Below are 18,732 nucleotides of genomic sequence, written 5' to 3'. Positions count from 1 at the left end.
GGTCTCGTCGGCGCGTGCGCCAGGGGTGCGCGCACGTGTGGACGACCGGGTCGCGGACGCCGTCCGGGGCCGTGGCGCAAGGCCGGTAGACTGGCCCCGGAATCCCGGCGCCGTGCTCTGTCCCCGCTCGCGAGCCCTCCCGGCTCGGTGCAGCGGTCGCGCAGGCCGGTGCCCTCACACCCAAGTGCTCGAGGAGCCCCCGTGGGACGCGTCGTCGTCGAGGTCATGCCCAAGCCCGAGATCCTGGACCCGCAGGGCAAGGCTGTCGTCGGGGCGCTGCCGCGCCTCGGTTTCACCCAGTTCACCGGCGCCCGCCAGGGCAAGCGGTTCGAGCTCGAGGTCGAGGGCGACGTCACGCCCGAGGTCCTCGCCGCGGCCCGCGAGGCCGCCGAGACCCTGCTGTCGAACCCGATCATCGAGGACGTCGTCCGCGTGGCCGACATCTCGGACGTGACCACCGAGGTCACGGCCTGATGAGCGCGACGCTCGCCTCCGCACGGATCGGCGTCGTCACCTTCCCCGGGACGCTCGACGACCGCGACGCCGCACGCGCCGTCCGCCTCGCCGGTGGCGAGCCCGTGTCGCTGTGGCACGCGGACGCCGACCTGCACGGCGTCGACGCCGTGGTGCTGCCGGGCGGGTTCTCGTACGGCGACTACCTGCGCGCCGGCGCGATCAGCCGCTTCGCGCCCGTGCTCGACACGCTCGTCGACGCCGCCAAGGGTGGCCTGCCGATCCTCGGGATCTGCAACGGCTTCCAGGTGCTGACCGAGGCGCACCTGCTGCCCGGGTCGATGATCAAGAACGACCACCTGCACTTCGTGTGCAAGGAGCAGGTGCTCACGGTCGAGAACGCCGAGACCGCCTGGACGCGCGACTACGCGCAGGGGCAGCGGATCACGATCCCGCTCAAGAACCAGGACGGCCAGTTCGTCGCCGACGAGCGCACGCTCGACGAGCTCGAGGGTGAGGGCCGCGTCGCGTTCCGCTACACCGACGGCAACCCGAACGGCTCGCGCCGCGACATCGCCGGCATCACGAACGCCGCGGGCAACGTCGTCGGGCTCATGCCGCACCCCGAGCACGCGGTCGAGGCAGGCTTCGGCCCCGCGTCCGAGGCGGGCGCCCGCGCCGGCACGGACGGGCTCGGGTTCTTCACCTCGGTGCTCGGGTCGCTCGTCCACGCGTGACCTCGAACGCTCGAGGTGCCGTCCCGCTGGTGCTGACGAGCGTGCCGTGGGCCGACCCGGCCGGTACGGCGCTGCGCCGCGAGATGTTCGAGCGCACCAACCTCGCGCTGTACCCCGACGGGTTCGGGCACCTCGCGGCGCCCGGCGCCTGGGAGGCCGACGACACCGCGCTCGGGCTGACGTGCGTCGTCTCGCTCGTCGTGACCCGCGGTGGGGCTCCCGTGGGTCACGCGGCGCTGCGGACGCCCGACGACGGCGCCCCCGCGGGCGCGCTCGAGGTCTCCAAGGTCTACGTGCGCGCCGAGGCTCGGCGCACCGGTGTCGCGAGCGCGCTGCTCGTCGCTCTCGAGGACGCCGCCCGGGCGCGCGGCGCGCGGCTCCTGGTCCTCGGCACCGGCCCGCGCCAGCCCGAGGCGGCCGCGGCGTACGTGCGGCACGGCTACGCGCGCATCGACGGCTACCCGCCGTACGACTCCTACGGCGACGCGCTCTGCTTCGGCAAGAGGCTCGCGTGAGCCTGCGCACCCGCCCCCGGGCCTGGGCGCTCGTCCCGGCCGTGCTCGCACCGGTCGCGATGATCGGCGGGTGGCGGCTCGCCGCGGCGCAGCAGCCCGCGTTCGACCCGGTGGCCCAGACGATCTCCGCACTGGCCGCGGCGCCGTCGTCCGACACCTGGATCATGACCGCCGGACTCGCGCTCACCGGCGCGAGTCACGTGGTCACCGCGCTCGGGCTCACGGGCCTGCCCCGGCCCGGGCGGGTGCTGCTCGCCCTCGGAGGTGTCGCGACCGCAGCGGTCGCGGCACTCCCGGTCGACCTGCACCCTGCAGGACACACGGTCGCCGCGACCGTCGGCTTCGTGGCGCTCGCGGCGTGGCCCGCGGCGTCCGCGCGTCGGGAGAGCGGCGGGCCAGGGCCGGGCGTCGCAGGTCTGCCCGCGCCCGTCGCCATCGGCACGACGGCCGCGCTCGCCGCCCTCCTGGGCGTGTTCTTCCTCGAGCTGACGCGCGTCCTGCCGGACGACGGTGCCGCGGTCGGTCTGACCGAGCGGCTCGTCGCCGGGGCGCAGTCGCTCGTGCCGCTGGGGGTCGTCGTCGGGGCGCTCGTCAGCGGGCGACCTGCGCGCTGACCAGGTGAGCGCGTGCCCCGGGCCGCAGCCGGAACCACGCACGAGCTACGAGCCACGAGGCGCGACCCGGCCCAATGCCTCGCGACGGTCACGTTCTGGCCCTCGTCCCCGCGAGCGTCACGTTCTGGCCCGTTCCCGGAGGCGTGAAGGGGCCCGGACGTGACCCTCGCGGGTCGAGGCGCACCGAGCGCTGTGCCTACCTCGCACCCAGCGCTTGTTCCACGTCCTCGATGATGTCCAGCGGGTCCTCGAGCCCGACGCTCAGGCGGACCGTGGTCTCCGCGATGCCCACGGCGGCGCGGCCCTCGGGGCCGAGCTTGCGGTGCGTCGTCGTCGCGGGGTGCGTCACGAGCGACTTGGCGTCGCCGAGGTTGTTCGAGATGTCGACGATCCGCAGTGCGTCGAGGAACGCGAACGAGCGCTTCTTGGCCGTCTCGGGGTCGGTGCCCTCGGGCACCGCGATGTCGAGCGTCACGACCGTGCCGCCGCCGGTCTGTTGCGAGCGCGCGAGCTCGACCTGCGGGTGCGAGTCGAGGAACGGGTAGCGCACCTGCGCGATCCCGGGCAGCTGCTCGAGCGCGGCCGCGACCTGCGCGGCGTTGGCGTTCTGCGCGGCCACGCGCACAGGCAGTGTCTCGAGGCCCTTGAGCAGCGTCCACGCGTTGAACGCGGAGAGCGACGGGCCGGTGTTGCGGATGAAGGTCTGGACGGGCCCGTAGACGTAGTCCTCGCTGCCGAGGATCGCGCCGCCGAGCACGCGGCCCTGGCCGTCGATGTGCTTGGTCGCGGAGTACACGACCACGTCGGCGCCGAGCTCGAGCGGCTTCTGCAGCAGGGGAGTCGCGAACACGTTGTCGAGCACCACGGTCGCGCCCGCGGCGTGCGCGAGCTCGCTCACGCGGCGCACGTCGACGATGTCCTGCATGGGGTTGGACGGCGTCTCGAAGAACACGACGTCCGCCGGCGTCGAGAGCGCCTCCTCCCACTGCGCGAGCACGTGCCCGTCGACGTAGTCGGTGCGCACGCCCCACTTGGCGAAGATCTCGTCGAAGATCACGAGCGACGAGCCGAACAGCGCGCGGGCGGCGACGATGCGCGACCCCGAGCCGACGAGCGCGGCGAGCGCCGTGAACACGGCCGACATGCCCGAGGCGGTCGCGTAGCACGCGTCGGCCCCCTCGACGAGGCGCATGCGCTCCTCGAACGCGTGCACGGTCGGGTTGCCGTAGCGCGAGTAGATGAAGCGGTCGAGGTCGCCCTTGAACGCGGCCTCGGCGTCGGCGGCGTGGCCGTAGACGAAGCCCTGCGTGAGGAACAGCGCCTCGCTCGTCTCGCCGAACTCGGACCGGCGGTGACCGCCGCGCACCGCGAGCGTCGCGGGGCGCGCCGAGGCGGGCAGCGGGCCGCGACCCGAGCCGCCGGGGATCTCGCCCGGCCCGGACGAGCCGGTGACGCTCCCGAACCCGCTCATGCCCGGGCCTCGTCCGGGGTCGCGCCCGTCGCGGCGTCCGACGGCCAGGTGGTCGTGGGCAGGCCCGCGGCCTGCCAGCCGGTGTGCCCGCGGCGACCGTCGGGGCCGACGTCGCCCTCGAACCCGTGCAGCACGTTGTAGGCGGGCCCGTACCCGGCGGCCGTCAGCGCGGCGGACGCGCCGATCGAGCGCTGCCCGGAGCGGCACAGGAAGACGATGGGCTGGCCGGGGCGGACGCCGGTCGCGAGGACCTCGTCGACGAACGCGGGGTTCGGTCCCTGCGGCGTGACCCACTGCGCGAACCCGACGGTCTTGCCGAGCTGCGCGACGTCCGGGACGCCGATCGTGCGCCACTCGCCCTCGGTGCGCACGTCGACGATGACGGCCTCCGGGTCGGTGCGGAGCAGCTCCCACGCGTCGGTCACGGTGAGGTGGCCGGCGAAGCCGTCGGCGGGCTGGGGCGTGATGCGGGGTTCGACCATGATGTCTCCTCCATCGGTCGTGGCGGTAGCACCCTCGCCCGCTCGCCGCGCCGGAGCGCGGGGACCAGGGGGTTGCTGCGGCGTCATCGTGCCAAGTCACTCGGCCGCTCTGGATGGTTGCTCGGATGCTACGCCACGCCGGGCGGCGTCCGACGCCCGTGTCCAGAACTCGTGCCCACGATGCGAGACGCCGCGACCACCGGTTGACACGCTCGACGGCGCTCGCGGATGCTTGACGCAGGTCATGAGTGCCAGCGCAAAACCCCGGTTTGCTGGCCGGCAACCCTCCACTCGCGGTGGGGTGCCCCGGGTGACGACCCGGCCGCTCGCCACGAGGCGTGGGGCAAGCGCGGGGAAACGCCGGTGGGTGCGTCCCCGAGATCTCGGAGGAGCACCATGAGCGCACAGACCATCGACACGACCTGTCCGTCGGCCCCCGGCACGGTGCAGGACGTCGCACCCGTCCTTCCCGTCGCGAGCGGCGACACGTTCGTCCCCCTCGTCGACGGCACGAGCGTGCGGTACGCGAACCTCGACGTGGCGGCCTCGGCTCCGGCGCTCGCGAGTGTCGCGGCACGCGTGAGCGAGGTGCTCCCGCTGTACGCGAGCGTCCACCGCGGCGCGGGCTACCTCTCGCAGGTCTCGACCGCCCTCTACGAGGCGTCGCGGCAGAGCATCGGTGCGTTCGTCGGGGCGCGCGCGGACGACGTCACGATCGTCACGCGCAACACGACCGACTCGCTCAACCTCCTCGCGGGCTGCGTGCCCGCCCAGGCCGACGGCACGCCCGGGCGCGTGCTCGTGCTCGACGTCGAGCACCACGCGAACTTCCTGCCCTGGCAGCGCACGGGCGCCGCGACGGTCCTGACGGGCGGGGCGACCGTCGCCGCGACCCTCGACGCGATCGAGGGCGAGCTCGCGCGCACCCCCTACGCGCTGCTGGCCGTCACGGGCGCCTCGAACGTCACGGGCGAGTCGCTGCCCGTCGCCGACCTCGTGCGCCTCGCGCACGACGCCGGGGCGCGCGTGCTGCTCGACGGCGCCCAGCTCGTGCCGCACCGCCGCTTCTCGCTCGAGGCCACGGGCGTCGACTACGTCGCGTTCTCGGGCCACAAGACCTACGCGCCGTTCGGGGCCGGTGCCCTCGTGGGCCGCCGCGACTGGCTCGACACCGGCACGCCGTTCCTCGCGGGCGGCGGCGCGGTGCGCAACGTGCGCGTCGACGCCACGACGTGGCACCCCGCGCCCGCGCGGCACGAGGCCGGCTCGCCCAACGTGATCGGGGCCGTCGCGCTCGCCGCCGCGTGCGAGGCGCTCGCGACCGTCGACCCGGCGTCGCTCGCCGAGCACGAGGCGACGCTGCGCGCACGGCTCGTCGACGGCCTGGACGCTCTCGAGGGCGTGCACGTCGTGCACGCGTGGGACGACGCGACCGACCCGGTCGGCGTCGTGACGTTCGTGGTCGAGGACCACGACCCGGGGCTCGTCGCCGCGTACCTCTCGGCCGAGCACGGCATCGGGGTGCGCGACGGTCGGTTCTGCGCGCACCCGCTGCTCTCGCGCCTCGGGCTCGACGGTGGGGCGATCCGCGCCTCGGTGGGCGTCGGGACCGCGGGCGAGGAGGTCGAGCGGCTCATCGGCGCGCTCGCGTCGTTCGTCGCCGACGGCCCGCGTGCGCAGTACGCGATCGTCGAGAACCTCTGGACCGTCGTCGACGACCCGCGTCCCGTGCCTGCCGGCTCCGGGCTCAGCGGGCTCTTCGCGACCGCCGCCGCGGGCTTCATCGCGGAGTCCGCGGGCTGCGGCCCGCTGCCCGCCGACGGCTGACCCGCACCACGCCCGCGCCGGGCCTGACCGGCGCCACCCGCACACGCCGTCGCGCGCACGACCCCTGCACGCGCGGCCCCGCGCACGACCCTGCACGCCGTCCCGCGCTCGGTCCCCTCCGCGACCCTGCGCGACGTCGCGACCCCTCCCGCACCCCGGAGACCCTCATGAGCCACGTCCTGCCGTCGGCGACCCCCGATCTCCCCCAGTTCACCTACGCCGTCCGCTTGCCCGACGGGCGGACCGAGTCCGTCGTCGGCCCGGCGGGGCTCGCGAGCTGCGCGATCGCGACCGGCCCGGCCGACCCGGCGCGCGCGTCCCTCGCGCTGCGCCGGTACGCCGCGACGCACGAGGGCGTCGCGCTGCGCCTCGAGCAGGCGGCGAGCCGACGCGAGTTCGTCGTCACCCCCGCGCAGGCCGGGCACGGGTCGACGCTCCAGCTCGTCGGCTCGGGCGTCGGCTGCTCGACGTGCCCCGAGGGGCCGTTCGACGTGATGTACCCGCCGAGCGACCTCGAGACGGCGGTCGGCACCGACGACGACGCCGCCGACCACCTCGGCGACGAGCTGTGCGAGCGCGCCCTCGCCCAGGCCGTCGTCGAGCGCGCGGCGGCGCACGAGCACCGGGAGCGCGCCGCACGCCTCCTGGCCGACCCGTCCGTGCGGGGTCGCTGGGAGGTCGACAGCTGGCTCCGGGAGGGGATCTTCACGCGCCGGCAGGTGGTGCTCACGGGCGAGCGCGGCCTGCTCCACGGGCGCACCGCGGTGCTGCTCCCGGTCGCGCAGACCCCCTGCGGCCAGGCGGTTCACGCGGCGTCCACCTCGTCGTAGCGCGAGAGTTCACCGGGCGTTGCGAACAGGTACCTCGAACCCTCTAGTCGAGAGGGCCTGCGGTGTGCTCCCATTTTCCTCATGGAGCACCACGTCCACCTCGACGGCCACGGATTCCGCCTGGAACCGCTGGCCCTGAGCCATGCCCCCGCGCTCGCCGGGATCGTCGACGAGGCGATGTGGGCGGGCATGAGCGGTCCCCTGCCCGTGGGGATCCCGGGCATGGTCGAGTACGTGCTGCGCAACCAGGCAGCGGCCGACGTGGTCGCGTTCGCGGTGCTGCGCACCGACACCGGCGAGGTCGTCGGCAGCACCGCTTTCCGCGACCACTCGGCCGACGACCGTCGCGTCGAGATCGGGCGCACCTTCTACGCGCGCTCGACGTGGGGGACGCTCGTCAACCCGGTCGCGAAGTGGCTCATGCTGCAGCACGCGTTCGAGGTGTGGGACGTGCACCGCGTCGGGTTCCGCGTCGACGTGCGCAACACGCGCTCGCTCGCCGCGATGCGGCGCCTCGGCGCCTACGAGGAGGGCGTGATGCGGGCGCACCGCACCGCGTGGGACGGCTCGCGCGCCGACTCGGTGTGCTTCTCGATCCTCGCCCCCGAGTGGCCGGGCGTCGAGCTCGGCCTGCTCGGGCGCATCCTCGGCACGAACGTGCTGGCGATGCCCGACATCGCGTAGGCGGCTCCGAGGCGCACCGCCTGGCGGGCGCCGACCTCACGACGCGGCGTCTTGCTCCGTGGGCGCCCGAGCGGGCCGTGCCGCACGTTCGATGGGATGGCCGCGTGGCCCGGCCGGGCCCGCACCATCGACGCAGGGGGACGACGTGAGCACGTATCCGCAGGGCAACGGGACGCAGGGCTACGGACCGCAGACCGACCGAACGCAGGGCTACGGACCGCAGTCGCACGGCTCGCAGGGCTACGGACTGAGCTGGCCCCAGGAACCCGACGCGCCGAAGGGCACCCCGGGCCCGCGTGCGCCGATGCAGCCCGACGTGCTGTGCAAGGCGATCCGGATGCTCCGCGTGTGGATTGCGATCGCGACGCCTCTCGGGCTCATCTCGCTCGCGATCATCGGCTCGATCGCCGCCGAGTACGGCGCGCCCGCGTCGCTGATCGCGTCGCTGTGGGTGGCCGCGGTGACGACGCTCGTCCTGGTCGGGCTCGAGCTCTGGCTCGCGGTGCTGGCCCTGCGCGGGCGTCGGTGGGCCCGCGTGACGCTCGTGGTGCTGCTCCTGGTCGGCGTCGTGGAGGACGTCGTCCAGCTCTTCAGCGGGACGTCGGGCTTCGCGGTGCTCCTGACGATCGGCGGCGCGGTGCTCGCGATCGTGATCGTGGTGCGGCTGTGCAGCGCGGAGGTCGGCTACTACGAGCGCCAGGTCGCGGCGTACCGGCTCGCCACGAAGGGCTGAGCAGAGTGAGACGTGTGCTCGTGCGGGGGCCGTCCTGCGGCGCGTTCGTGGTCGCTGCCGCGCTCCTCGTCGGCGGGTGCCAGGCGGGGGACGCGAGCCACGAGCTCGTCGTGACTACCGCCGAGGGCGACACGACCTACGTCGTCGATGCGGGTGACATCCCGCGGGACGGTCTCGTCGCGGCAGGCTGCGTGCTCCTCGGCGCACCAGTCAGCGATCTCGTCGATGGATGGGAGCTCGTGTCCCCGGGATCGGTCGTCGCTGACGGGGTGCTGGAGTCGTTCACGGTCGACGGAGAACGCTTCGGCGCTCACGAGTGCGCCCGCTACCTCGAGGAGAACCCGCAGTCAGGAGGCTGACGAGCGACCTGACCGCGGGCAGGACGGTCACGCGCGGGGCGTGACCGTCCCGGTGAGGTGCGGCCGACCGTGCCGTGCGTCCCAGCCGACGTAGTCGAACCCTGCCGGGCCGCGCGTGATCGCGACGTCGACCGTGCCGGGCAGCAGCACGGGCGTGGCGAACTCGACCGACCAGTCGTAGGCGTCGCCCCGCGCGGGGCCGACCTCAGCGAGCGCGCGCGCCGCGGTGTACATGCCGTGCGCGATGGCCCGCCGGAACCCGAACGCCTTCGCGCCCAGCGCCGACGTGTGGATCGGGTTGCGGTCGCCCGAGACCGCGCCGTACGCGCGCCCGGTGCCCGCGTCCAGCCGCCAGCGTGCGGTGGGCACCGGAGCGACGAAGGTCTCGCGTCGGTCGTCGGTGCCGGACGACGCAGCCGCAGTGACGTCGTCCGGCAGGGTGAAGCCCTTGGCCAGGTACGTCGACACGCCGCGGTAGGCCGTCTCGCCGGACGTCGCGACCTCGGTCACGAGGTCGACCTGCACGCCCCGCCGGTGCGGGCGCAGGTTCTCGGCCCACGCCGTCACGCGCAGGGTCTCGCCGAGCGCGACCGGGCGCGTGAGCGTGACCGCGTTGGCGAGGTGCACCAGGCCGACGAGCGGCAGCGGGAAGTCGCCGCGCACCATGAGCGCCGTCGCGACGGGGAACCCGAGCACGTGCAGGAACCCCGCGGGCAGGTGATCGACGGGGCCGGTCGGCGGCGGCTCGCCCACGACCCGCCGGTACGCGGCGAGCCGGGCCGCGACGTCCGGCAGGTCGGTCGCGACGTGCTCGACCCGGTACGCGACCTCGGGCAGCGCGAGACCGCCCGGGGCGCCCGGGAGCGTGCGCCGGGCGGCGTCGACCGCCGAGCCCGCCGCGCCGCGGGCGAACGACCGCCCGAGCGCGGGGACCTCGGCGAGGATCTCGACCCGCGTGCCCGCAGGGGCCGTCACGCGCCCACCAGGTTCTGCCCGCACACGCGCAGCACCTGACCGCTGATGCCGGTCGTGCCGGGCGAGGCGAGGAACGCGATGGCCTCGGCGACGTCGATCGGCTGCCCGCCCTGCTGGAGCGAGGACGCGCGACGCGCTACCTGGCGCGGCACGAGCGGGATCGAAGCGGTCATGTCGGTCTCGATGAACCCGGGGGCGACCGCGTTCGCGGTGCCGCCGAGCGGAGCGAGCAGCCGGGCGTGCGCGCGCGTGTGGCCGATCACGCCGGCCTTCGAGAACCCGTAGTTGGTCTGCCCCCGGTTGCCCGCGATGCCGGACGTCGAGGCGAGCGACACGACGTGCGGGGTCTCGGAGAACCCGCCGACCTCGAGGAGGTGCTCCGTGATGCGCAGCTGCGACTCGAGGTTGACCGCGATCACCGCGTCCCACTTCTCGGGCGTCATGTTCGCGAGCAGCTTGTCGCGCAGGATCCCGGCGTTGTGCACGAGCACGTGCAGGCCGCCGTGGCGTGCGCGCGCGTGCTCGAGGATGCGCGCACCCGCGTCGTCCGCGGTCACGTCGAGCTGGAGCGCGGTCCCCTTGATCTCGTTGGCGACCGCGGTCAGGGCCTCGCCCGCCGCGGGGACGTCGACCACGACGACCTTCGCGCCGTCGCGCGCGAGCGTGCGCGCGACCTCGGCGCCGATGCCCCGGGCGGCCCCGGTGACGACCGCGACGCGCCCCGCGAGCGGCTGCGACCAGTCGAACCCGCTCGCGTCCCACGCCGGACCGTCGCCGACGCGCAGCAGCTGGCCGTCCACGAACGCGGACTTCGCCGACAGGAAGAAGTGCAGCGCCGCGAGCACGGCCGGGTCGCCGACCTGCGCGCCCGCGGTGAGCTGCACGCCGTTGCCGGTCGCGCCGCCGCGCAGCTCCTTGGCGAGCGAGCGCACGAACCCGTCGACGCCCTGCCGGGTCGCGGCGATCGCGGGCGCGTCGTCGTCCCCGGGAGCGCGCGAGAGCACCACGACTCGACCGCCGCGCGCGAGCGAGCGCAGGTGCCCGGCGACCGCCAGCACGGCCTGCGACACGTCGCCCGGTCGCTCGGCCCCCGTGAGGACGACGACCACGGCGCCCCAGCGCTCGGACGCGTCGGCGGGCGCCTGGCGCACGTCGAGGTCCCAGCGCAGCAGGGCCGCGGCGACGTCGTCCGCGTCGTCGTGGACGCCGGGCGTGCCGCCGACGACGAGGACCGGGCCGGGCACGAGCGGCGCACCCGGCTCGTACCGGCGCAGCACGGCCGGCTGCGGCAGCCCGAGCTTCTTGGCGAGGGTCTTGGTGAACCCCGCGTTGACGGCGTTGAGGTAGGAGTCGGTCATGGCTCAGGCCTCCGTCTCGGTGGACGTCGTGGTGGTCGTGGCGGTGGGCTCGACGCCGCCAGCGGACTCGACGACCGCGGCGACGCCGAGGCCGCCCGCGGCGCACACCGAGATCAGGGCGCGGGCCGGGCGGCCCGTCTGCGCGGCGCGGGCCGCGACGAGCTTGGCGGCGGTCGCGACGATCCGCCCGCCGGTCGCGGCGAACGGGTGACCCGCGGCCACGGACGAGCCGTTGACGTTGAGGCGCTCGCGGTCGATGCTGCCGAGCGCGCCGTCGAGGCCGAGCTCGGTGCGGCAGTACTCGTCGTCCTCCCACGCGGCGAGCGTGGTGAGCACGGTCGAGGCGAACGCCTCGTGGATCTCGTAGAAGTCGAAGTCCTCGAGGCCGAGCCCCTGGCGCGCGAGCAGGCGGGGGACGGCGTGCGCGGGCGCCATGAGGAGGCCCTCGTGGCCGTGCACGTAGTCGACGGCCGCGGTCTCGGCGTCCACGACGCGCGCGAGCACGGGCAGGTTGCGCTGCGCGGCCCACTCGCGCGAGGCGAGCAGGACGGCGGACGCGCCGTCGGTCAGCGGTGTGGAGTTCCCGGCGGTCATGGTGGGTGCGGTCTCCAGGCGCGTGCCGAACACGGGCTTGAGGCCGCCGAGCTTCTCGAGCGAGGTGTCGGCGCGCAGGTTCTGGTCGCGCACCAGGCCGCGGTGCGGGGTCACGAGGTCGTCGAAGAACCCGGAGTCCCAGGCGGCGGCGAGGTGCTGGTGGCTCGCGAGCGCGAGCGCGTCCTGCGCCTCGCGCGTGATTCCCCAGCGGGCGGTCGTGATGGCCTGGTGCTCGCCCATCGAGAGCCCGGTGCGGGGCTCGTCGGTCGACGGCGTCAGGGGTGCGAGGTCCTTGGGGCGGACCTTCGTGAACGCCTTGACGCGGGCGCCCGCGCTCTTGGCGTGGCTCGCCTCGAGCAGCGCTCGGCGCAGGCCCTCGCTCACGGCGATCGGCGCGTCCGAGACGGTGTCGGTGCCGCCGGCGATGCCGGACTCGACCTGGCCGAGCCGGATCTTGTTGGCGATCGTGACGACGGCCTCGAGGCCGGTCGCGCAGGCCTGCTGGAGGTCGTACGCGGGGGTCTGGGGCGACAGCGACGAGCCGAGCACCGACTCGCGCACGAGGTTGAAGTCGCGGGAGTGCTTGAGCACCGCGCCGCCGACGACCTCGCCGATCCGCTCGCCCTGGAGCCCGAAGCGTGCGACGAGCCCCTCGAGGGCGGCGGTGAAGAGCTCCTGGTTGCTCGATCGCGAGTACTTGCCGCCCGCGCGTGCGAACGGCACGCGGTTGCCGCCGACGATCACCGCGTCGCGGAGACCTCCGGTCGGCTGCCCCGGGGTGGGGGAGGGCTGGGCTGGGTTCCTGGGGGCCACGGCGTCGTGCTCCTTCGCATCGTTGTGCGGGTGGTCGTGGTGCGTCGTCGGTGTCGTCCCTGCCTCGTGCGCGCACGACGACGTCACGGGGTGTCCTTGACTCACAGTACCTGATACTCTGAGTTTCGCGTGAGGCCCGTCACAGGCCCGCGCCCCGAGCGCGGCCGACGCCGCCAGCCTAGGGACGACACCGACGTCGGGCACGAGGAGCCGCACCGTGAGCAACGAGACCACCAGGACCAGGCCGGGGTCCGCGCCGCCGTCGACCGACGGCCGGTCGACCCGGTGGGACGACCACCGCGCCGCGCGCCGGCATGAGCTCGTGCAGGCCGCGCGCAAGGCCGTCCACAAGAAGGGCCCGGGCGTGTCGATGGACGAGATCGCGGCCGAGTCCGGGACCTCCAAGTCGATCATCTACCGCTACTTCGACGACAAGGTCGGGCTCCAGGTCGCGATCGGCAACGACGTCGGCGTCCAGATGCACCACGCGCTGACCCGCGCGGCCGAGGAGGCCGGCACCCCCAAGCGCGCGCTGCGCGCCATGGTCCGCGTCTACCTCGAGATGATCGAGCAGTCGCCGCACGTCTACTGGTTCGTCACGCGGACCGGCGTGATCGTCGGCACCGACGGCGACGGCGCCCCCGTCAAGGCGCCGCTGGACGCGTTCCTCGAGTCCGTGACCGAGCTCGTCGCGCAGCCGTTCGCGCAGGTCGCGCACGTCGCGCCCGCGGACGCCGCAGCCTGGGCCGCCGGGGCCGTGGGCTTCGTCCGCGGCGCGGGGGAGTGGTGGCTCGGCCACCGCGACCGGCCGGGCACCCCGACGCGCGAGGCGCTCACCGAGCAGGTCTCGGACTGGCTCTGGTTCGGGCCCGTCGGCGTCCTCTCCGACCACCACGACAGCACCACGGCGACCACCACAGCCAGGGAGAACTCATGACCACCACGTCGGACCGACCGGTCGAGACCACCACCAACACCACGACGGGCACCGCCGGGACCGGGCGCGCGACGTCGTCCGCCCTGCACCACGAGGCCGCCGAGGGCCGCGTCGACGTCGCGTGGCTCTCGACCCACCTGCTCGGCCGCTGGGCCGACCTGCGCGCGAGCGCGCGCGCCACCGCCGGCGAGAGCGCGTTCCACAAGATCGAGGGCCAGAGCAAGGAGGAGCACCGCGAGCGCGTGCTCGAGCAGTGCCGGGCGCTCGCCGCCAAGGGCCAGGTGCACCTCGCGTTCCCCGAGCGCCTCGGTGGCGGGAACAACCCGGGCGCCAACCTCGCCGGGTTCGAGGAGCTCGTCGCGGCCGACCCGTCGCTCCAGATCAAGGCCGGCGTGCAGTGGGGCCTGTTCGCCTCGGCGATCCTGCACCTCGGCGTCGAGGAGCAGCAGGACCGCCTGCTGCCCGCCGCGATGGACCTGAGCGTCCCGGGCGCGTTCGCCATGACGGAGACCGGGCACGGCTCGGACGTCGCCGCCGTGGCCACGACCGCGACGTACGACCCCGAGACGCAGGAGTTCGACCTCCACACGCCGTTCCGCGCCGCCTGGAAGGACTACCTCGGCAACGCGGCGGTGCACGCCACGGCAGCGACCGTGTTCGCGCAGCTCATCACCCGCGGCGTCAACCACGGGGTGCACTGCTTCTACGTCCCGATCCGCGAGGTGGCCGCCGACGGCACGGCCGGCGCGTTCCTGCCGGGCATCGGCGGCGAGGACGACGGCCAGAAGGGCGGCCTCAACGGCGTCGACAACGGCCGGCTGCACTTCGACCACGTGCGCGTGCCGCGCGCCGACCTGCTCTCGCGCTACGGCGCGGTCGCCGAGGACGGCACCTACTCGTCGTCGATCGACAGCCCCGGGCGCCGGTTCTTCACGATGCTCGGCTCGCTCGTGCAGGGCCGCGTCTCGCTCGACGGCGCCGCGTCCAACGCGTCGAAGATCGGGCTGCAGATCGCCGTGACCTACGCGAACCAGCGGCGCCAGTTCGCAGGCCCGGGCACCGACGAGGTCGTGATCATGGACTACGGCACGCACCTGCGCCGCCTGCTCCCGCGCGTCGCCGAGACCTACGCGACGCACTTCGCGCACGACCGCCTGCTCGACCTGTTCCACTCGGTGTTCTCGGGCGAGCAGGACACGCCCGAGACGCGCGAGGACCTCGAGACGACCGCCGCCGCGCTCAAGGCGACCAGCACGCGGTTCGCCCTCGACACCCTGCAGGAGACGCGCGAGGCGTGCGGCGGGGCGGGGTTCCTCACCGAGAACCGCATCACGAGCCTGCACGCCGACATGGACGTCTACGCGACGTTCGAGGGCGACAACACGGTGCTGCTCCAGCTCGTCGGCAAGCGCCTGCTCTCGGACTACGCGCGCGCCATGAAGGGCATCACGCCCGGCGGCATGGCCCGGTACGTGGTCGAGAAGGCCGCGGACGCCGCGATGCACCGCACGCCGCTGCGCCGCGCCGCGCAGGCGCTCGCCGACTCGGGCTCGGTGCGCCGCGCCGCGGGCCACCTGCGCGAGGAGGAGACGCAGCGTGCGCTGCTGACCGAGCGTGTCGACGCGATGGTCGAGGAGGTCGCGCTCGCGCTGCGCCCCGCGCAGAAGGCCGACCCGGTCAAGGCCGCCGAGATCTTCAACCAGCACCAGGTCGCGCTCGTGGACGCCGCGAAGGCCCATGCCGACCTGCTGCGCTGGGAGGCGTTCACGCAGGCCCTCGCCGGGATCGAGGACGAGGGCACGCGAGCCGTGCTGACCACGGTGCGCGACCTGTTCGGCCTCACGCTGGTCGAGCGCAACCTCGCCTGGTACCTGATCAACGGCCGCATCTCGTCGCAGCGCGCACGTACCGTGACGAGCTACATCGACCGTCTGCTCGTGCGCCTGCGTCCGCACGCGCAGGACCTCGTCGACGCCTGGGGGTTCGGCCCCGAGCACCTGCGCGCCAAGATCGCCTCGGGCGCCGAGGCCGAGCGCCAGGACGAGGCGCGCGCGTACTACCGCGCGCTGCGGGCGAGCGGCGACGCGCCCGTCAGCGAGAAGTCGCAGAAGAAGGCCGCGAAGCGCGCCTGACCCGCACCGCCGAGGGCGGCGCCGTGCCTGCGGGCGCGGTGCCGCCCTCGGCGTGTCCGGCTCGCGCCCGCGGGCGGGGCCGGGTGCGCGGGCGTGACCGCGGTCGTGGTCGTGGACGCACGAGCGTCGCGACGGCGACCCCGAGCAGCAGCACCGCACCGCCCGTGGCCTCCCACGCGTTGGGCAGCTCGTCGAGCACGGCCCAGGCGGACGCGAGCCCGACGACCGGCACGAGCATCGCGAACGGCACGACCGCGGACGACGCGTGGTGCGCGAGCAGGGTGTTCCAGATCCCGTAGCCGACGAGGGTCGCGACCCACGCGGTGTACGCGGTCGCGAGCGCCGCGGCGAGCGTCGGGTGGGCGAGCGCGTGGGCGACCTCGGCCGGACCGTCCACCACGAGCGAGAGCAGTAGGAGCGGCACCGGGACCACGGTCGCCGACCACACCGTCATCGAGAGCCCGGCGCCGCGCGCGGGTGCGGCGTCCGGCGTCCGCGTGGAGGTGTCGCCGGGCGGCCGGGTGCCGGTGCCGCGTGCGGCGGCCCGCCGGGCCGCGACGTTGCCCAGCGCCCACGAGGTCGCGGCGCCGACCACGAGCACGACGCCGAGCGCGGGGGTCGTGGCGGCGCGTCCGACGGCGACGATCCCGAGCCCGACTGCGCCGATCGCGACCCCGATCACCTGGGGACGTGTCGGCCGCTCGTGCAGCACGCCCGCCGAGAGCACGATCGTCAGCACGACCTGCGCCTGGAGCAGCAGCGACGCGAGCCCCGCGGGCAAGCCCACGGCGATCGCCGTGTACAGCAGCGTGAACTGTCCGAGGCTCATGCACGCCCCGACGAGCACGACGTCGCGCCACGGGACCTGTGGTCGTGGGACGAGCCAGAGTGCGGGGACGAGGACGACGACGAACCGCACGGCGAGCAGCAGCATCGGCGGGAACCCGTCGAGCCCGAGGTCGATCACGACGAAGTTCACGCCCCAGATCACGGCGACGAGGGTGGCGAGGGCGACGTGGCGAGGGGGCATGGGCTGATCCTGGTCGCCGTTGACCGTGCAGGTCCAGCAAACCTTCGTGAGCAGAACTCGGTAGCATCGCTGCATGATCGATCTTGTCGCCGTCGAGGCGCTCGTGGCCGTCGACCGCTGCGGGTCCGTGGGCGGCGCCGCGACCGAGCTCGGGTTCACGCCGTCCGCGGTCTCGCAGCAGGTCAAGCGGCTCGAGCGACAGGTCGACGCGGTGCTGCTCGAGCGCGCGGGGCGCGGCGTCGTGCTGACCGCCGCGGGCCGGCGCCTGGCCGCCGAGGGGCGCGCGCTCGCGGCCCAGGTCGAGGAGCTCCGCTCCCGGCTGCACGCCGACGAGGGCCGCCCGGTCGGGCTCGTGCGACTCGCGGCGTTCGCGACCGCGGTGCGCGGGCTCGTGCCCGACCTCCTCGCGGGGTTGCGCGAGTCCGCCCCCGGCCTCGACGTCGAGGTCCGCGAGATCGACCCGTGGGACGCCGTCGCCGAGGTCGCCGCGGGCCGCTGCGACGTCGCGCTCGTGCACCACTGGGAGGGCATCGGGCTGCGCATCCCGGCAGGACTGCGGTCGGAGCGCGTGCTGGTCGACACCGCCGACGTGCTCGTGCACAGCGACGACCCGCTCGCGGGCCGTGCGTGGGTGACCCCGACCGAGCTCGCCGACCACGCCTGGGTCTCGACGCCGCCCGGCACGATCTGCCACGCGTGGTTCGACCACATGTTCCGCGGGGCCGAGCGCGCGCCGCGGGTCGACTATCGGTGCGTCGAGTTCGCGTCGCAGGTCGCCCTCGTCGAGCGCGGCCTCGCGGTCGCGCTCGTGCCACGGCTCGGGCGGGGGCGCCTGCCCGCCGACGTCGTCGCCGTCCCCGTGCGCGACCCCGAGCCGACCCGACCCGTCGACGTCGTGTGGCGCGCGAGCATGACCGCTTCGCCCGCCGTCGCGGCCGTGCGCGACCGCCTGCGCGGTACGTCGGACGCCCCGTCCCGAGCCGGTGACCCGGGCCGGTGACCTGCGCCGGGACGGCGGTGCGTCCCGGCCGGGCCCAACCGTCCGACTACGTCGGGTTGCAGCGCGCCACCATCACGGCCAGCAGCCCGACGTCGGGCCGCCACGGCTCGAGGTTCCACGTCGCCTTGTCGGGTGCGCCGACCGCGTGGCAGTCGAGCTGGTCGCGCATGCCCGGCACGTCGGCGTCGGGCTCCGCCGCGACCACCGCGCTCCACGTCGCGTCGACGCCCGCCATGCCCGCGCCGCGCGCCCAGGGCGACGGGTCGACCGCGAGCGACCGGCCGCCCTCGGCCTCGCCCCACGTCGCCGAGACGAGCGCGTCGGCGCCGAGCGTCACGACGACGGGCGCGCCCGGCCCTGTCGTCCCGGGCGCAGTGCTTCCGGGGTCGGACGACGCAGCCGCGGCGCCGTCGTCCGACGCGGGCGCGTCGTCGGTGGTCGTTCCCTCGGCGGCCGTTCCCTCGGCGGTCGTGATCAGGAGCGACGCGCCGTCGACCTCGACGTCCGCCCCCGGGGCGTCGACCGTGATGCCGCCCACCGTCGTCCCGTCCGTCGTGGCAGTGTCCATGGTGCTCACGTCCGACGCGCTTGCGCCGTCCGGTGTCGCACCGACGCGCACGGAGATCGTGCCGTCGGCGTTCCGGGCGAGCGTCGCGCCGGCCGGGTTCGTGACGGTGATGACGACGGTCGCGGCGCCGTCGACCGTCGCGGTGCGGCTCGTCGCGGGTCCGTCACCGAGCGTGCCGTGCGGGGCCGTGGTGGTTCCGGTCGCGTGCACGTCGGCGACGACCTGGTCCGGACCGGCAGCGCCGACGACCATGCCGAGGTCGATCGCCGGCATCTCGGCACCGCCGGGAGCCGCGCCCTCCGACGCGACCGCGGTGCCGTCGTCCGCGGACGACGGGGAGACCGCGGGCGCGTCGTCCGAGCACGCGGCGAGGCCCACGGTCAGCGTGACCGCGAGCGACACCGCGAGCAGGTGCCGCCGGGCGGGGCGATCGGGACGTCTCACGTCGCGCACGCTAGCGCACCCGAACGCCGGGTGCGGGGCGCCGGACCACGCGATGTCGTCGTGCCGACCGGGTGGGCGACGGGCGTCCCGGCGTGCTCCCGGACGGCGGCGCGGCACGTGCGCGCGGGCCGGTAAACTGGCGGTGTCCCAGCACCCCTGTGCCCGGCGCCTGCGCG

19 protein-coding genes and 2 riboswitches are annotated in these 18,732 nt (G+C 74.8%); of the genes, 12 read left to right on the top strand and 7 right to left on the bottom strand.

Annotation, left to right across the window (positions count from 1 at the left end; all coding sequences use genetic code 11):
- Nucleotides 1-201: 201 nt before the first annotated feature.
- From purS to CLV28_RS04290, 4 genes are read left to right on the top strand one after another with little or no spacing between them, the layout of a single operon-like run.
- On the top strand, nt 202-474 hold the full coding sequence (gene purS / locus CLV28_RS04305) for a phosphoribosylformylglycinamidine synthase subunit PurS (RefSeq protein ID WP_100421984.1): 273 nt from the start codon (nt 202-204) through the stop codon (nt 472-474).
- Nucleotides 474-1,190 carry a phosphoribosylformylglycinamidine synthase subunit PurQ gene (gene purQ, locus CLV28_RS04300; protein WP_100421983.1) on the top strand — a complete coding sequence of 239 codons (717 nt, stop codon included), beginning with the start codon at nt 474-476 and terminating at the stop codon, nt 1,188-1,190. The genes purS and purQ overlap by 1 nt, the downstream gene beginning before the upstream one ends.
- Nucleotides 1,187-1,705, top strand: a complete 519-nt coding sequence (locus CLV28_RS04295) for a GNAT family N-acetyltransferase (protein ID WP_100421982.1) — start codon at nt 1,187-1,189, stop codon at nt 1,703-1,705. Before purQ ends, CLV28_RS04295 begins: the two co-directional genes overlap by 4 nt.
- A complete protein-coding gene (locus CLV28_RS04290; protein ID WP_100421981.1) occupies nt 1,702-2,319 on the top strand; it encodes a DUF998 domain-containing protein in 618 nt (205 codons plus the stop codon). The genes CLV28_RS04295 and CLV28_RS04290 overlap by 4 nt, the downstream gene beginning before the upstream one ends.
- A 196-nt stretch (nt 2,320-2,515) precedes the next feature.
- Here CLV28_RS04290 and CLV28_RS04285 read toward each other — a convergent pair whose 3' ends face one another.
- Nucleotides 2,516-3,790, bottom strand: coding sequence for an O-succinylhomoserine sulfhydrylase (locus tag CLV28_RS04285; RefSeq protein WP_100421980.1), 1,275 nt, complete (start codon nt 3,788-3,790; stop codon nt 2,516-2,518).
- Nucleotides 3,787-4,272: a rhodanese-like domain-containing protein gene (locus CLV28_RS04280; RefSeq protein WP_100421979.1), complete on the bottom strand. Its 486-nt coding sequence runs from the start codon at nt 4,270-4,272 to the stop codon at nt 3,787-3,789. Before CLV28_RS04280 ends, CLV28_RS04285 begins: the two co-directional genes overlap by 4 nt.
- Before the next feature lie 7 nt (nt 4,273-4,279).
- Nucleotides 4,280-4,392: riboswitch (SAM riboswitch) on the bottom strand.
- Nucleotides 4,393-4,512: 120 nt separating this feature from the next.
- Nucleotides 4,513-4,628, top strand: a riboswitch (SAM riboswitch).
- 40 nt (nt 4,629-4,668) lie between these two features.
- Between CLV28_RS04280 and CLV28_RS04275 the strand changes: the two genes are divergently transcribed.
- The 5 genes from CLV28_RS04275 (at nt 4,669) to CLV28_RS04255 (ending at nt 8,705) form a co-directional block, all read left to right on the top strand.
- Nucleotides 4,669-6,099: an aminotransferase class V-fold PLP-dependent enzyme gene (locus tag CLV28_RS04275; protein ID WP_100421978.1), complete on the top strand. Its 1,431-nt coding sequence runs from the start codon at nt 4,669-4,671 to the stop codon at nt 6,097-6,099.
- A 167-nt stretch (nt 6,100-6,266) separates the two neighbouring features.
- Nucleotides 6,267-6,929, top strand: a complete 663-nt coding sequence (locus CLV28_RS04270) for a hypothetical protein (protein ID WP_100421977.1) — start codon at nt 6,267-6,269, stop codon at nt 6,927-6,929.
- Nucleotides 6,930-7,010: 81 nt separating this feature from the next.
- Entirely contained in the window at nt 7,011-7,613 is a 603-nt protein-coding gene (locus CLV28_RS04265; RefSeq protein ID WP_100421976.1) for a GNAT family N-acetyltransferase, read from the top strand.
- Nucleotides 7,614-7,758: 145 nt separating this feature from the next.
- Nucleotides 7,759-8,346: a hypothetical protein gene (locus CLV28_RS04260; protein ID WP_100421975.1), complete on the top strand. Its 588-nt coding sequence runs from the start codon at nt 7,759-7,761 to the stop codon at nt 8,344-8,346.
- Nucleotides 8,347-8,366: 20 nt separating this feature from the next.
- Nucleotides 8,367-8,705 (top strand): hypothetical protein, encoded by a 339-nt coding sequence (locus tag CLV28_RS04255; RefSeq protein WP_157802488.1) that lies wholly within the window; start codon nt 8,367-8,369, stop codon nt 8,703-8,705.
- A 27-nt stretch (nt 8,706-8,732) separates the two neighbouring features.
- Here CLV28_RS04255 and CLV28_RS04250 read toward each other — a convergent pair whose 3' ends face one another.
- Genes CLV28_RS04250 through CLV28_RS04240 form a run of 3 tightly spaced genes read right to left on the bottom strand, consistent with a single transcriptional unit; the run spans nt 8,733 to nt 12,445 of the window.
- Nucleotides 8,733-9,680 carry a MaoC family dehydratase gene (locus CLV28_RS04250; protein ID WP_100421973.1) on the bottom strand — a complete coding sequence of 316 codons (948 nt, stop codon included), beginning with the start codon at nt 9,678-9,680 and terminating at the stop codon, nt 8,733-8,735.
- Nucleotides 9,677-11,038 carry a 3-oxoacyl-ACP reductase gene (locus CLV28_RS04245; protein WP_100421972.1) on the bottom strand — a complete coding sequence of 454 codons (1,362 nt, stop codon included), beginning with the start codon at nt 11,036-11,038 and terminating at the stop codon, nt 9,677-9,679. Before CLV28_RS04245 ends, CLV28_RS04250 begins: the two co-directional genes overlap by 4 nt.
- Before the next feature lie 3 nt (nt 11,039-11,041).
- Nucleotides 11,042-12,445 carry an acetyl-CoA C-acetyltransferase gene (locus CLV28_RS04240; RefSeq protein WP_100422402.1) on the bottom strand — a complete coding sequence of 468 codons (1,404 nt, stop codon included), beginning with the start codon at nt 12,443-12,445 and terminating at the stop codon, nt 11,042-11,044.
- Nucleotides 12,446-12,662: 217 nt separating this feature from the next.
- On the opposite strand from CLV28_RS04240, the gene CLV28_RS04235 reads away from it, so the two are divergent.
- Nucleotides 12,663-13,382: a TetR/AcrR family transcriptional regulator gene (locus CLV28_RS04235; RefSeq protein WP_100421971.1), complete on the top strand. Its 720-nt coding sequence runs from the start codon at nt 12,663-12,665 to the stop codon at nt 13,380-13,382.
- Nucleotides 13,379-15,514, top strand: a complete 2,136-nt coding sequence (locus CLV28_RS04230) for an acyl-CoA dehydrogenase family protein (RefSeq protein WP_100421970.1) — start codon at nt 13,379-13,381, stop codon at nt 15,512-15,514. The genes CLV28_RS04235 and CLV28_RS04230 overlap by 4 nt, the downstream gene beginning before the upstream one ends.
- Here CLV28_RS04230 and CLV28_RS04225 read toward each other — a convergent pair.
- On the bottom strand, nt 15,474-16,544 hold the full coding sequence (locus CLV28_RS04225; protein WP_100421969.1) for an EamA family transporter: 1,071 nt from the start codon (nt 16,542-16,544) through the stop codon (nt 15,474-15,476). The two genes, CLV28_RS04230 and CLV28_RS04225, sit on opposite strands and share 41 nt — an antisense overlap.
- Before the next feature lie 73 nt (nt 16,545-16,617).
- On the opposite strand from CLV28_RS04225, the gene CLV28_RS04220 reads away from it, so the two are divergent.
- Entirely contained in the window at nt 16,618-17,544 is a 927-nt protein-coding gene (locus CLV28_RS04220; RefSeq protein ID WP_100421968.1) for a LysR family transcriptional regulator, read from the top strand.
- A gap of 46 nt (nt 17,545-17,590) precedes the next feature.
- Here the strand turns inward: CLV28_RS04220 and CLV28_RS15975 are convergent, their stop codons facing one another.
- Nucleotides 17,591-18,556 carry a DUF2599 domain-containing protein gene (locus CLV28_RS15975; RefSeq protein ID WP_239073133.1) on the bottom strand — a complete coding sequence of 322 codons (966 nt, stop codon included), beginning with the start codon at nt 18,554-18,556 and terminating at the stop codon, nt 17,591-17,593.
- Nucleotides 18,557-18,732 lie beyond the last annotated feature (176 nt).

This window comes from Sediminihabitans luteus (assembly GCF_002797595.1).
Lineage (GTDB): Bacteria > Actinomycetota > Actinomycetes > Actinomycetales > Cellulomonadaceae > Paraoerskovia > Paraoerskovia lutea.
This window is presented reverse-complemented; position numbering and strand designations above follow the sequence as displayed.

Bases quoted from the DNA above. Each gene is read 5' to 3' on its own strand.
- purQ (WP_100421983.1), top strand. From the start codon at position 474: ATGAGCGCGACGCTCGCCTCCGCACGGATCGGCGTCGTCACCTTCCCC.
- CLV28_RS04285 (WP_100421980.1), bottom strand. From the start codon at position 3,790: ATGAGCGGGTTCGGGAGCGTCACCGGCTCGTCCGGGCCGGGCGAGATC.
- CLV28_RS04280 (WP_100421979.1), bottom strand. From the start codon at position 4,272: ATGGTCGAACCCCGCATCACGCCCCAGCCCGCCGACGGCTTCGCCGGC.
- CLV28_RS04275 (WP_100421978.1), top strand. From the start codon at position 4,669: ATGAGCGCACAGACCATCGACACGACCTGTCCGTCGGCCCCCGGCACG.
- CLV28_RS04270 (WP_100421977.1), top strand. From the start codon at position 6,267: ATGAGCCACGTCCTGCCGTCGGCGACCCCCGATCTCCCCCAGTTCACC.
- CLV28_RS04265 (WP_100421976.1), top strand. From the start codon at position 7,011: ATGGAGCACCACGTCCACCTCGACGGCCACGGATTCCGCCTGGAACCG.
- CLV28_RS04245 (WP_100421972.1), bottom strand. From the start codon at position 11,038: ATGACCGACTCCTACCTCAACGCCGTCAACGCGGGGTTCACCAAGACC.
- CLV28_RS04230 (WP_100421970.1), top strand. From the start codon at position 13,379: ATGACCACCACGTCGGACCGACCGGTCGAGACCACCACCAACACCACG.
- CLV28_RS04225 (WP_100421969.1), bottom strand. From the start codon at position 16,544: ATGCCCCCTCGCCACGTCGCCCTCGCCACCCTCGTCGCCGTGATCTGG.
- CLV28_RS04220 (WP_100421968.1), top strand. From the start codon at position 16,618: ATGATCGATCTTGTCGCCGTCGAGGCGCTCGTGGCCGTCGACCGCTGC.